Annotated in this window: 12 protein-coding genes and 2 tRNA genes; 5 read left to right on the top strand and 9 right to left on the bottom strand. The window is 64.1% G+C overall.

Annotated elements, in window-relative coordinates; all coding sequences use genetic code 11:
- Nucleotides 1-20 precede the first annotated feature (20 nt).
- A complete protein-coding gene (locus tag ABEA12_RS03240; RefSeq protein WP_210101998.1) occupies nt 21-2051 on the top strand; it encodes an FAD/NAD(P)-binding protein in 2031 nt (676 codons plus the stop codon).
- 101 nt (nt 2052-2152) lie between these two features.
- Here the strand turns inward: ABEA12_RS03240 and ABEA12_RS03235 are convergent.
- Nucleotides 2153-2240: transfer RNA gene (locus ABEA12_RS03235), tRNA-Ser, on the bottom strand.
- Between the two features lie 163 nt (nt 2241-2403).
- On the opposite strand from ABEA12_RS03235, the gene ABEA12_RS03230 reads away from it, so the two are divergent.
- The 3 genes from ABEA12_RS03230 (at nt 2404) to ABEA12_RS03220 (ending at nt 4700) form a co-directional block, all read left to right on the top strand.
- Nucleotides 2404-3381, top strand: coding sequence for an NAD(P)H-quinone oxidoreductase (locus ABEA12_RS03230; protein WP_210102676.1), 978 nt, complete (start codon nt 2404-2406; stop codon nt 3379-3381).
- Between the two features lie 125 nt (nt 3382-3506).
- Nucleotides 3507-4154 (top strand): proteasome activator, encoded by a 648-nt coding sequence (locus ABEA12_RS03225; protein WP_345466379.1) that lies wholly within the window; start codon nt 3507-3509, stop codon nt 4152-4154.
- A 93-nt stretch (nt 4155-4247) separates the two neighbouring features.
- Entirely contained in the window at nt 4248-4700 is a 453-nt protein-coding gene (locus ABEA12_RS03220) for a hypothetical protein (RefSeq protein WP_210101997.1), read from the top strand.
- Nucleotides 4701-4726: 26 nt separating this feature from the next.
- Here ABEA12_RS03220 and ABEA12_RS03215 read toward each other — a convergent pair whose 3' ends face one another.
- Together ABEA12_RS03215 and ABEA12_RS03210 are read right to left on the bottom strand one after the other, a co-directional pair.
- Complete coding sequence (locus ABEA12_RS03215) at nt 4727-5947, bottom strand: hypothetical protein (protein WP_210101996.1); 1221 nt, start codon at nt 5945-5947, stop codon at nt 4727-4729.
- Entirely contained in the window at nt 5944-6471 is a 528-nt protein-coding gene (locus ABEA12_RS03210; RefSeq protein WP_210101995.1) for an RNA polymerase sigma factor, read from the bottom strand. Before ABEA12_RS03210 ends, ABEA12_RS03215 begins: the two co-directional genes overlap by 4 nt.
- Before the next feature lie 133 nt (nt 6472-6604).
- Between ABEA12_RS03210 and ABEA12_RS03205 the strand changes: the two genes are divergently transcribed.
- Nucleotides 6605-7450 (top strand): aldo/keto reductase, encoded by an 846-nt coding sequence (locus tag ABEA12_RS03205; RefSeq protein WP_210101994.1) that lies wholly within the window; start codon nt 6605-6607, stop codon nt 7448-7450.
- 87 nt (nt 7451-7537) lie between these two features.
- On the opposite strand, the gene ABEA12_RS03200 is transcribed toward ABEA12_RS03205, so the two are convergent.
- The 6 genes from ABEA12_RS03200 to tmk form a co-directional block, all read right to left on the bottom strand.
- Entirely contained in the window at nt 7538-8122 is a 585-nt protein-coding gene (locus tag ABEA12_RS03200) for a GNAT family N-acetyltransferase (RefSeq protein ID WP_210101993.1), read from the bottom strand.
- Nucleotides 8123-8131: 9 nt separating this feature from the next.
- A complete protein-coding gene (locus ABEA12_RS03195) occupies nt 8132-8635 on the bottom strand; it encodes a MepB family protein (RefSeq protein WP_210101992.1) in 504 nt (167 codons plus the stop codon).
- 76 nt (nt 8636-8711) lie between these two features.
- Nucleotides 8712-8784 (bottom strand) — tRNA-Thr (locus tag ABEA12_RS03190).
- A gap of 78 nt (nt 8785-8862) precedes the next feature.
- Nucleotides 8863-10410: an alpha/beta hydrolase gene (locus tag ABEA12_RS03185; protein WP_210101991.1), complete on the bottom strand. Its 1548-nt coding sequence runs from the start codon at nt 10408-10410 to the stop codon at nt 8863-8865.
- Between the two features lie 49 nt (nt 10411-10459).
- Complete coding sequence (locus ABEA12_RS03180) at nt 10460-11608, bottom strand: DNA polymerase III subunit delta' (protein ID WP_210101990.1); 1149 nt, start codon at nt 11606-11608, stop codon at nt 10460-10462.
- 2 nt (nt 11609-11610) lie between these two features.
- Entirely contained in the window at nt 11611-12285 is a 675-nt protein-coding gene (gene tmk, locus ABEA12_RS03175; protein WP_210101989.1) for a dTMP kinase, read from the bottom strand.
- Between the last annotated feature and the right edge of the window lie 77 nt (nt 12286-12362).

Below are 12362 nucleotides of genomic sequence, written 5' to 3'. Positions count from 1 at the left end.
CGTGCGACTAGGCTGAAACCGTGAATGCGCAGCAGAAATCCGGTCGTGAACCGTACACCATTGCCATCGTGGGCGCCGGGCCAAGAGGTACCTCGGTCGTTGAACGACTGGCCAGTGAACTGCGGCGTACCAAAAACTATTCACGTCCGATCACCGTGGTGGTGTTCGACGTCGCTGACCCGGGGGCAGGACGCGTCTGGTCCACAACCCAGTCGCGGCTCTACCTGATGAACACCCCGGCAGGGTTCCCCACCGTTGCACCTGAACGAACCCAACCTGGCGAACCGGGACTGAGCTTCGAGCAATGGCGGCTGTCCGGCGGTGACGGCGCTGCCCTCAGCAGCGTCGAAGCCCAGGAGCTAAAGGAGATGGCGCGTGGTTCCTATCCGCCGCGCGCACTTTACGGGAGGTACCTGCGCCATGTCTTTGATCGCTCGGTGGCGGCACTGCGTGCCCACGAGGCGGTTGCTGACGTGCGGGTGGAGCGTGCGGAGATCACGGCACTGAACAGAGGGAAGGCCGACTACCGACTTCGGGGACACCGTCTGGACGATGCTGTTCCGAACAAGGGCCGTGGCGTGGAATTCGAGATGGATGCCGACGCTGTGATCCTGGCGCTGGGCCATGTGCCGGCACGCCTGAACCCCAAACAAGACGCCATGGCGCAGGCCGCTTTGGACATGGGGCTTACCTACCAAGGCCCCAACGTCCCCACCGACGTTCCCTGGGACAAGGTTCCGCCCGGGCAAACCGTATTGGTGCGCGGGTTGGGCCTGAACTTCTTTGATGTGATGGTCGCCCTGACGGTGGGCCGTGGGGGCCAGTTCAGGGAGGTCAACGGCGGTCCCGGGCGGGCGTTAGAATATTGGCCATCGGGACGCGAACCACGCATCGTGGCAGCCTCCCGGCGGGGCACGCCCTACCGTGCGAAATCCTGCATCGAAGAATTCATCCCGAAGTCGGTGAAGCTGCAGTACCTCGACTTCGAGGTCATCGTGCAGAAGGTCGCAGAGGCCCGGCTGCTGGAGCCCGAAGCAACGGTGCGCTTCGATGCCCACGTATGGCCGCTGCTTCACCGCGACGTATTGCTGGCCTACTACAGCACAGCCGCCAGCCGCCACCGCTCCCGATTCGCCATTGACCCGGAAACGTTTGTTCAGAAGCTAGGGACAATCCTTGACGCCGAACACCAGGCAGGGTCGCAGGTGTGGCTCCAAGGCGCCCGCCGGCTGGTTGCGGAACACGCACCGGAACTGGGCTTCCTTGACGTTCCAGGCCTTGGGCATCCTTTTATGGAGCGAGGCTTCTCCTCCTCGAAGGAATATCAGCAAGCGGTCATGGAATACCTGGAATCCGACGCGATCGCCTCCGCGGACGGAGAGAAAAACCCGCTCAAAATGGCCATCGCCACCTTGAACGCCGGTCGCATGGTTGTCAAGAAGATGATTGCCGAGGGCTTGATCTCTGACGAGTCGCGCCTGGATGAAGTCCAAGGGTGGTTCGAGCCGTTGGTCGAGGGGCTTGCCTCCGGCCCACCGGTGCAGCGCATCGAGGAGCTTGCCGCATTGGCCCGCGCCAACGTCGTGGAATTCATCGGTCCGGACCCGGAGTTCGAGATCGATCTGCCGGCACGAAGGTTCACTGCGGCTTCGCCCTGGGTCGATGCCCCCGGGTATACCGCGCGGATCCTCATTGAAGCCATGATGCCGGCGAACAGGGTGCTGCAGAGCTCGTCGCTGCTGCTGCTGCAGATGCTTGCTGACGGAGTGGCTGCGCCTTTTGGGATGCGCACCGATGAGGGGGAACCGCTGCCTGGTTCCGGGTTCGCGGTGAAGGGTGAACCCTATCGACTGGTTGATGCCCTGGGAGTGGCGCACCGTGCGATCTTCGTGATGGGGTTGCAGCTGTCCTCGGTGCAGTGGGGCACCGCAATCGCTGCACAGGCGGGCGCCTCGCTTGAAGGTTCGGCGCGGACCCTTGGCGATGCCCAAGACATTGCCCGCGAGCTGCTGCGGCTAAGCCAGGTACAGGAGCTGAACCAGCCCCGCTAGATCGAGGACGTACGCCGATTCGGGGCCGTCCGGGCCCAAGATGCCGGCATGCGAAAAGAGGCGGTTCCCGTTGGTACGGGAACCGCCTCTTCTCAATTGAGCGGATGGTAAGAGATTCGAACTCTTGGTACGGGGTTACCGCACACTGGTTTTCAAGACCAGCTCCTTAGGCCGCTCGGACAACCATCCAGACATCCAGACCAAAAAAGTATACGCCAGCCGGAGGGTGCCACTGGACCACCACGTCACCTCGCCGGCAATAGGGAACCGAAAACCACGGGCGGTAGAGTGGCCAGCATCGGCCAAGCCAACGAAGTAAAACCAAGGAAGTTGGGCAATAACCATGACGATGATGCGTGCCATTGAATACCAGGGTGCAGGTGGTCCCGAGGTGCTTGCCGAGGTCGCGCGACTCAAGCCGGTCCCCGGGCCGGGGGAGGTCTTGATCAAGGTGGAGGCCTTTGGACTGAACCGTGCCGATGTCCAGCAGCGAAAAGGCGTCTACCCGCCTCCTCCCGGTGCCAGTGACATTCCCGGGCTGGAGGTCTCGGGCACCATCGAATCCGTGGGCCAGGGAGTCGCCGGGATTTCTGAGGGCCAGCGGGTCTGTGCCCTGCTCTCCGGTGGTGGGTACGCCCAGTACGTTGCTGTTCCCGTCGGCCTTGTGCTCCAGGTCCCTGAGAATGTGGACCTGGTGGATGCTGCCGGATTCATGGAGGTGGCCTCCACCGTGGTGTCCAACCTCTTTCTCGAAGCAGGGTTGGAGCAAGGAGATACCGTGCTGCTTCATGGCGGAGCCGGAGGAATCGGTTCCATGGCCATCCAGTTGGCCGTCGCGGCCGGGGCCAAGGTACTGGTGACGGCATCGAACGAGGAAAAGATCGCCTACTGCTTGGCTCTGGGCGCTCACGGAGGAATCAACTACAGGGAAGAAGATTTTGCCGAACGGACCATGGTACTGACCGACGGTGCCGGGGTGGATGTAATCCTGGACGTCGTGGGAGCGAAGTACCTGGCACAGAATGTGCGTGTGCTCGCCAACAACGGCACCCTGGTGGTCATCGGACTGCAGGGCGGGGCCAAGGCCGAACTGAATATCGGGGCCTTGATGGCAAAGCGTGCCCGGGTCATGGGCACGACGCTGCGCGCCCGTCCGCTGGCGCAAAAGGAAGAAATCGTTGCAGCAGTGAGGGAACGAGCGCTGCCCTTGCTCGCCGAGGGCAGCCTCAAGCTGTCGGTCGACCGCCGGTTTCCTTTCCCCGAGGTGGCTGCCGCGCATGAGTACTTCGATTCCGGCCGGCACACGGGAAAGATCATCGTGACCCCCTAGAGCCGTTTCCTGGGCCACACGGCGTCACTGACCGTGAAATTCCGCCGGTCAGGGCAGATTCCACCGTTGGTTTGCGTTAGCAGCGCTTCGGCTACCGGCACCGCTGGTCATGGCAAGATGGAGCCATGAGCGAGCACAGTGAACAGAGCCCGGAGTCCCACGCCGCACCCGATGCCTCCGCATGCACCGAGGGGGACGGACCCGGCACGATGTCAGGGAACCGGACAGATCAGCAAATGCCGGGCAAGGGCCAGCTGCAGGTGTCGAGCATCGGTGAGCCGGCCAAGCTCATGCGCATCGGCGGGATGATCAAGCAGCTGCTGGACGAAGTCCGCTCGGCACCGTTGGATGCCGAGGCCCGTGCCCGGATGGCCGATATCCATGAGCGCTCCGTGCGCGAATTGGAGAGTGGATTGTCCCCGGAACTCGCTGCGGAACTGCACCGCATCCGATTGCCCTTCGCCGACGGGGAAACTCCCTCTGCCCCGGAACTGCGCGTGGCCCAGGCTCAGCTGGTTGGATGGCTCGAGGGGGTTTTCCACGGGCTGCAGGCGGCGATGGCTGCGCAGCAGGCAGCCAACCAGCAACTGGCCCAGCGCATGGCGATGCGACAGCTTCCCCCGGGCACCCAGGTGGCCCCCGGGATCGTGATCAACGAGCAGGGCGAACCCGAACGCATGACCCAGGCGGGCTCGGGCCTTGGCCCCGGCCCCGAAGCGGCGGCCCCGGGCCAAGGCCCGGAAAGCGAAGGCGGGTTTGGTCAGTACCTTTAGAATTAAAGCGGCAAAGGGGAACAACCAGGTTGTCCTCTTGGTATCCCTCACCTGCCCGGTGAACCCGTGGCACTAGCGAAGGCACAGACGTACATGGGGTTGTTCTCCGCAGCACGCGGCATACGCCGCGACAACAAGGAGCTTGGCGACGGAGTGTGGCGCCGCGCCTACGACAGGTTTGGCCGCTCCCTTGACCGGGTGCACCAGGTTCTCGAAGGCATCGAGGACGATGACTTGCACAACGCGCTGATCTTGATCGCCAACCACTTGGCGGAGCTGCAGTCCCGGGTCCGCGTGGTCTGTGTCGCCGCCCAGTGGGCATGCCCCAGTGATGGCGAGGACATCCCGCACGAGCTATACGCCGTGCATCGGTTGCTCTCCAAGGCGGCCAACGACCTGGCCACGACCGCACAGGTCGCCGCGATGGCACGCTTGGATGGCGAGCGCTGGGGCTACGAGTCAGCCGGTCTGGAGAACGTGGCGATGCGTGCGGATCTGGTCGGTGAGGGCATCACCGCAGCCGAGGCCGAACTGGCCAAGCACTAGGTGCCAACCCTGCCTTCGGATCGCTGCTAGCGCGCAGAGGAGAACTTCACGATCTCCCCGCTGGAGGAACCGCAGGTTCCGTTCTTGCCCGTGGGCCAGCCCTTGATGGTGGCCGAGGGGGTATCGGCTGTATCGAGGATGAACCTCGAATCCTTCCCGTCGCCGGACCACGCATTTCCCGTCATGATCCTTAACGGGTTCCGGGCCACGGTGTCGTCCGGGTCGTTGGGCTCGATCATCGTCGTGGAGGCGGTGGCGCCGGCGGGGAAGGACAGGACCTTGTCGCCGGATCCGGTGGTGGCAACGACGCAGGAGCGCGCCTCGGCGGTGGTGTGGGAACGGAATCCCGTGGCCTTGAAGCTCGCAGGTGCCCGCGAAGGGACCTCCTTGTAGCTGTATGCCATTTCGAAGGTGGCAAACTGGGCGAGCATCGCACCGTTGTAGTTGAGGTCGGGTTTCTGCAGGTAGGTGCCGTTGAGGGTCTTGAGGCTGCGGGCCCCGACCAGTGGGCCCGAGGCCAATTCCTGCGGGTCCGAAACCATGACGCCGTAAGGACCCTGAACGGGGGTGATGAGTTCCGCGGTGGGGTTCTCGGCCGCGATGACCACAAGGTGCCCGTTTTGCGCGATGTTGCCCAGCTTGGAGGCGTCGTGTCCGGCAAGGTCGATCGGAACCCAGGATTCGGGGGGATCCATGAGCGAATGGCTTTCATCGCTGCCGCCGGACATCACGGCGATGTTCAGCAGCCAGCCGGTGTCCTGGAGCTCCTGGGGATCCTGAGGCGTTGCGGCCCGCAACCATCCGGTGAGCCGGGTGCCGCCGCCATTGACGAAGTTGTCCAGTTGCGCGCTGTCGTCGGGGTTGAAGTAGCTGTTGTTCGGTGTGGGTCCCGCATCAGGTGCCGCCGGCTGCGGGAAGTTGCCGCCCTGGCCAAGCACCGCGACGCCGGCGATGACCGCACCGGCTGCGGCAAGCGCCAGGACGGCGCCCCAACGCCGTGTGATGGTCCTGCGGCGCGTACCGGTTTCCTGTTCCATGTGGAGGTTCTTCCTGGAGGTTTGCAAAGCAAGGGAAGTACGTTGGGAGATCACCGAACCGTAGCTTCCCCCGGGGATCGAGGAAGTGTGGGCCCGGCTGCGGACAAGTGACTCGCCATGTCCGGGATCCCAGGGATCGCTTCCGCGCAGCATTGACGCCGCGGATGGATCCAGAGAGCCTTTCGATGGTGGGGTTGGAATGGTGTTCATGGCTGTACCGCCTCTCCCGGGGAACCAAGCCGTGTGTATTGGGCTTCAAGGGTTCTGGCGAAGGGCTTTCGCGCCCGATGCAGGCGCACCCGTATCGCCCCGGCACCGGCGACGAGTATCACCGCGATTTCCTCGGAGGTGAAGGAATCCCAGGAGGTGAGCAAGAGCAGTTCACGCCCGGCCTCTTTGAGCATCCCCAGCGCGTGGTCCATCCGGGGATCCTGAACCGTTGGGCGTTGTTGTGCCAGGGCCAGCGAGCTACGCAGCTTCGCGGCCTTGGCCGAGGTCCTGTAGGCGTTGCGCAGCAGATTCCTGGCGATCGCGACGACGTAGGGGATTTCAGGCTCCATGCCACCGAGCACCTTTTCCCAGACAATCATGAACACCTCGCCGGTCAGGTCCTCCGCCAAGTGAGCGGGAATCATCCGCCGGGGAAGATAACGGTAGACGCTGTCATGGCACACCGAGTGCACGGCAGCGAAACGTTCCTCGGCGCTGGGCACCGGCCGCGGTAGTGTCTTCACCCCGATCCATACTCCCCTTATGTCGCCAAGGGCACGCAGTGTTACACCCAGTCCGAATATTCCCTGTTTCGCCGATCGCTGATAGCCCGGGGCAGGCGGCCTGTAGCACAATGCGTGGTGGCAGGATGGGCATATGACGAACCTTGTTTCCCCAGAACTCACATTCCACGATGGCAACACCATTCCCCAGCTTGGCTACGGGGTATGGCAGGTCGAAGACAAAGTGACCACCGACGTGGTCCAGCAGGCCCTTGCCGCCGGCTACCGCCACATCGACACTGCACGGATCTACGGCAACGAAGAGGGTGTGGGGCGTGCGATTGCCGCCGCCGAGGTGCCGCGAGAGAACATGTTCATCACCACCAAGGTCTGGAACGCCGACCAGGGCTTCGAGGAAACGCTTGCCGCCTTCGACGCTTCGATGGAGCGCCTTGGCCTTCAGTACCTCGACCTGTACCTGATCCACTGGTTGCAGCCCAAGCAGGGCAAGTACGTGGACACCTGGAAGGCATTGGTCGAACTGCAGAAATCGGGCCGCGTGAAGTCCATCGGCGTCTGCAACTTCACTGCCGAGGCGCTCGCCGAACTCGGGGAAGCCACCGGTGTGCTTCCGGTGATCAACCAGGTCGAAACCCACCCGTACTTCCCGCAGACGGCATTGCGCGAGTTCGAGGCGTCGAAGGGAATCCTGCACGAGTCATGGTCCCCCCTGGGCCAAGGCAAGGAACTGCTCGAGGATCCGGCACTGATTGCCATCGCCGAAAAGCACAACGCCAGCGTCGCCCAGGTCGTCATTGCCTGGCACCTGGCCCTGGGAAACGTGGTGATCCCGAAGTCGGTGACCTCCTCGCGCATTGTGGAGAACTTCGCCAGCCTCGAGGTGACACTTGACGACTCGGACGTTGCCGCGATCAATGCGTTGGACAAGGGCCCCGAGGGCCGCATCGCCGCCGATCCGGCAGTCAGCGACTTCTCCTAGGTTGAATTCTCCCGTCGCCGATTTCGGCAACGGGACGAACAACGGATGGCTCCGGGAATCCCCAAGGATTCCCGGAGCCATCCGTTGTTAATGCACGTTTTGGTCAGCTGGGGATCGGCCAAGCCTGGAGGCTGCGGTCGTCGCTGGCCAGCAAGCTCCCGCCCCAATCGTCACGAAGTTCGCCCCGCAAGGCAGCGCCCAACCGTGCGGTTCCCTCGAAATGGAAGCCCAGTTTTTGCGCGACTCGTGCCGAGCCGAAGTTTCCCGCATAGGCGTTCTAGCCGATACGCACCAGGCCAAGCCTTCCGGGGCTTCAGCCAAGGAGAAATCCAGCACTGCCGTGCAAGCCTCGGTCACCAGGCCCCTGCCCCTGAATGCCGGGTCCATCCAGAATCCAAGGTCACCGGATCCATTGCCCAACCGGTAAAGGTCCACGACCCCGGCCAGCTTGCCATCGGTGCGGAGGGTCCAGGTGTACTCGGTGCCTTCGTCCCACGTCTTGTCGGTGTGCGTGGTTAGGTACTCGAGGGCGTGCTTACGCAAATAGGGAACCGGGATCGGTACCCAACGCTGGATCTCGGGATCCTGGCATGCGGCAAAGACCGCCTCCAGGTCTTCAGGCGCCGTAGGGACCAAATCCAGGTTCGCGGAGTGCAGCGAGAATTTCACCATGGAAAAAGACTATCCATTCACCACGGTGAAGTAGCTGCGCTGCCAATGCCGGGATTTTTCTGCATTCGCGTTCAGCCCGGTGTCCCAGGGCGTGTAGAGCCTGAAACCACGTTTCCCGGGTTTGGAGGCGGTCGAAAGGACGCCATGCTCCGCGAGGTTTCCCGCGGTGAAAGTGAAAAATCCGTACCCGAGGTCCGTGGATGCGGCGATCTGGAACTCGTCGATGCCATCTGCAGGGGTGTAGGGGCGGGTCTCTTCTTGGTTGTCGCGTTTCCACAGGGTGACGAAGAGCCCTGGTTTCGTGGGTGTCGTCTTCGCCGAACGAAATACCGTGCGGGTGCCAACCCCGTCGGTTCCCGTCAGGAGGAAACTGCACCCCGCATAGGCTCGGGCCTCGGGATGGGGATCCGGTGCGTATCCGGAGATCTCCCGACGCGCCAAAAGGCCGCTGACCTCCAGGAACCGCTCCAGCTCAGGAAGCATTTCCCGGGTTCCGTCTTCCGTGGGTAGCATGGGGTGTTCCGATCGTTGGTCCGAACGCTGAAGGGCCCGTCACCATCAGGTGACGGGCCCTTCAGCCGGAACTACGAGCCCCCTGCCAGAATCGAACTGGCGACCTTTTCATTACGAGTGAAACGCTCTACCAACTGAGCTAAGGAGGCACCGCGGCGCGCAAGCACCACAAGTGATCACTTTATAGGAGCGTATCGGCAGCGGTCAAAACGACCTGGGCGGGCGCCTCAGCACCTCAGCCCGTCTGCCGGTACGATCCCGTCGATGAAGTAGGATTCCACGGCCTCGGAGATGCAGCCGTTGGAACGGCCGTAGGCGGTGTGCCCGTGGCCTTCGAAGGTGACCAACGAGGCCGACTCGAGCTGCTTGGCCAGCGATTGGCTCCAGGCATACGGTGTTGCTGGGTCTCCAGTGGTGCCGATGACCACGATCGGTGCCGCGCCTTGGGCCGTCAATTCGCCGGGCTTGCCGATGGCCGGGTACTTCCAGTCTTCGCAGCCGATTGGACCGTAGGCCAGGTACTTGCCGATGGTGGGTGCTGCTTCGACCAAGGCCTTGGCTTCGGCCCGCATTGTCCCGATGCGTGCATCCATCGGGTAGTCCAGGCAGTTCACGGCGGTGAAGGCGGCGGTGGTGTTGCCGTTGTAGCTCCCGTCGTCCTCGCGCCCGGCGCTGAGATCGGCAAAGTACTGGATTTGGTCGACGTCGCCGGCGACCACCTCGCGCAACGCCTCGGTCAACATCGGCCACGTTTCATTGTCATAGAGAGGGACGATGAACCCGTTGACGAAGTCGATGATCGGGACCTTGCGTCCGTCGCTGCCGGTCATCGCGGTGGCCTCGACCGAATCGAAGATCTCGCGCAGCTGGGAAAGTGCGTCATCGAGGCTTCCGGTGAAGGGGCAATCCCCGGAATCCAGGCAGTCCTGAAGATAGGCGCGGGTTTCGTTTTCGAACCCGACGGCCTGCCCCCGGGTGATTGCGTCGTTGTCCAGCGTGGGGTCCAACGCCCCGTCCAGCACCAGGCGGCCGACGTTCTGCGGGAAAAGCTGCGCGTAGTGGGCGCCGAGCGATGTGCCGTAGGAATAGCCCAAGTAGTTCAGCGTCTTATCCCCGAGGGTCTCGCGCATGATGTCCATGTCGCGTGCGGCCGAAACGGTGTCGACAAAGCCCAGCGACGCGCCGGTGCGCTTGGCGCACAGCTCTGCGTCCTTGGCGGCCGCCTTGCGCATGGTTTCCAGGTCCGCATCGGTGCTGGGATCGAATTGCTCCTGCCGGCTGGCGTCTTGTTCCTCGGGGTTCTGGCATTTCACGGGTGTGGATGAGCCGACTCCGCGGGGGTCGAATCCGATGATGTCAAAGTCGCGTTGAAGTTTCAGCCCGAACGATGCGGGGACGCCTTCGCGCGCGAATTCAAGGCCCGAGGCGCCAGGCCCTCCGGGGTTCACGAGCAATGAACCAATGGCGGACTTCCCGCCGGGGCGCTTGTTCAGCGCGAGGGTCATCTTCTTAGCGTCCGGGTTGGCATAGTCCATGGGGACTTCCAGTTCGGTGCATTGCAGCACGCCTCCACAGGGCTTCCAATCCAGGTCTTGCTTGTAGAACTTCTCCAGCCCCTTGGGGACGGTTGCTGCGGGCCCACTGGGCGGCGCCTGGGCCGCGGGCTCGGAGACCGGTGCCGACGCCGGAGCGGTGGCAGTGGAGCATGCTCCCAGCAGCAGGGCCAGCGAGCCTAGCGCGGCGATCGCGGACAGGGGGCGGCGGGATGCTCTCATGCGTTTTTCTGGCTCCTTGGGACGTGGTTCCGGGGTTTCCCGGAGGGGATTACTTGGTCGGACGCAGTGCGAGCATCATGGCCTCGATGGCCAGCAGCGGGGCCACGTTGGCGCCGATGCGCACCCTGGCCTGCGCAATGGCATCGATCTTCGCCACCGTGGCCTCGGGCCGTGAGGCGTTGGCGTAGGCATGGAGGTTGTCGCTGAGGTAGTCGTTGACCAGGTCGGTGCCGCTACGCAGCTGCAACACCAGCACGTCGCGGAAGAACGTCGTCATGTCGATCAGCGAGCGGTCCAGCGCATCATGGGTCGAACGCCGGGCACGGCGTTTGGCGTTCTCTTCGAGCGCCTTGAACTGGCTGCGTTGCTGGGGCGGGACCGGGGAATCTGTGGCGAGGCCAAGTGCGGTGCGCAGTGCGGTGGCCTCCGCTTCCGAACGCTCAGTGGAGGACGCGGTGGCCTCGGCGGTGGAAAGCTCCACGAGCTCGGCCGCAGCCATCACGGCGTCGGAGACCGAGCGGATGCGCAGCGGCAGGCGCACGGTCCTATCGCGACGGCGCCGTGCTTCCTCGTCGCGGGCCAGCCGGCGTGCAATGCCGATGTGCGACTGGGAGACGCGCGCGGCAAATTCGGCCTGTTCGGCGGTGAGCCCGTCGCGGCGCACCAGCAACTCGGCCACGGCGGCCCGGTTGGGAACCGCCAGGGACACCGAGCGGCAGCGCGAGCGGATGGTCACCAGCACATCTGCCGGGGAGGGGGCGCACAGGATCCATACGGTGTGTGGAGGCGGCTCCTCGATGGACTTGAGCAACACGTTGGTGGTGCGCTCGGTCATCCGGTCCGCATCCTCGACGATGATCACCCGCCAGGGCGCGGTGGAGGGCCGGTCCTGGGCCTTGGTGATCAGCTCGCGGACGTCCTCGATCTGGTAGTTGACCTTCTCGGTGGCGATCAGGGCGACATCCGGGTGGGTTCCGGCCAGCACCGTCACGCATGCCTTGCATTCACCGCAGCCGCGCATCGCCGGATCGGGCAGCTGGCATTGCAGGGCAGCGGCAAAGGCGCGGGCGGCGTTCGAGCGGCCCGAGCCCGGGGGGCCGGTGAACAGCCATGCGTGGGCGGGGTTTCCCTCCGCGACGGCGCGGCGCAGCGCGGTGATGGTCTTTTCCTGCCCCGGCAGGTCATCCCAGACGCTCATGCTCAGGCCTCCAGCCCGTCGAGCAACGCGTCCAGGGCAGCGCTGATGCCGGTGGCCAGCGTGGAGACCTCGGTGGCTGCATCCAGCACCAGGTAGCGCTGCGGGTTTCGCGATGCCAGCAGGATAAAGGCATCGCGGATGCGGGAGTGGAACTCGTCGGGCTCGGACTCCAACCGGTCCTCGACCAGCGGTGCGCCATCGGCACCGACCGTGCGCCGGGACCGGCCGTCCGCGGGGCTGACATCCAAAAGCACCGTCAGGTCCGGGCACAGCCCGCCGGTGGCGAAATCGTTGATCAAACGCACGGCATCCTCACCCAGTGCCCGGCCGATGCCTTGGTAGGCCAGGGAGGAATCGACGAAGCGGTCGCAGATGACCATGGTTCCAGCCGCAAGCGCGGGACGGATGACCTGTTCGACGTGGGCGGCACGGGCCGCGGCATACATCAAGGCCTCGGTGCGGGCATCTACGGTGCCCTGCCCGTGGTCAAGGACCAAGGCGCGTATCTTCTCACCGATCTGTGTGCCGCCGGGCTCGCGGGTGAGCAGCACGGTATGCCCGTTGCTGCGCAGGGTATCGGCGAGCATGGCTGCCTGCGTTGATTTCCCGGCACCGTCACCGCCCTCGAAGACGATGAAGCGGCCGGCGTTCTGGGTTTCTAGCTGCGCGTCACTCACGGCCACTAGCCTATCCGCCCCCGGGCACGACCCATGTCATATGGCCGCGCCAAGGCGGGAACACGGGGGTAACCTGA

The organism is Paeniglutamicibacter antarcticus (genome assembly GCF_039544305.1).
In the GTDB taxonomy this organism is placed as follows: domain Bacteria; phylum Actinomycetota; class Actinomycetes; order Actinomycetales; family Micrococcaceae; genus Paeniglutamicibacter; species Paeniglutamicibacter antarcticus_C.
The sequence above is the reverse complement of the archived record's forward strand: the minus strand, read 5'-3'. Positions and strand labels throughout refer to the sequence as shown.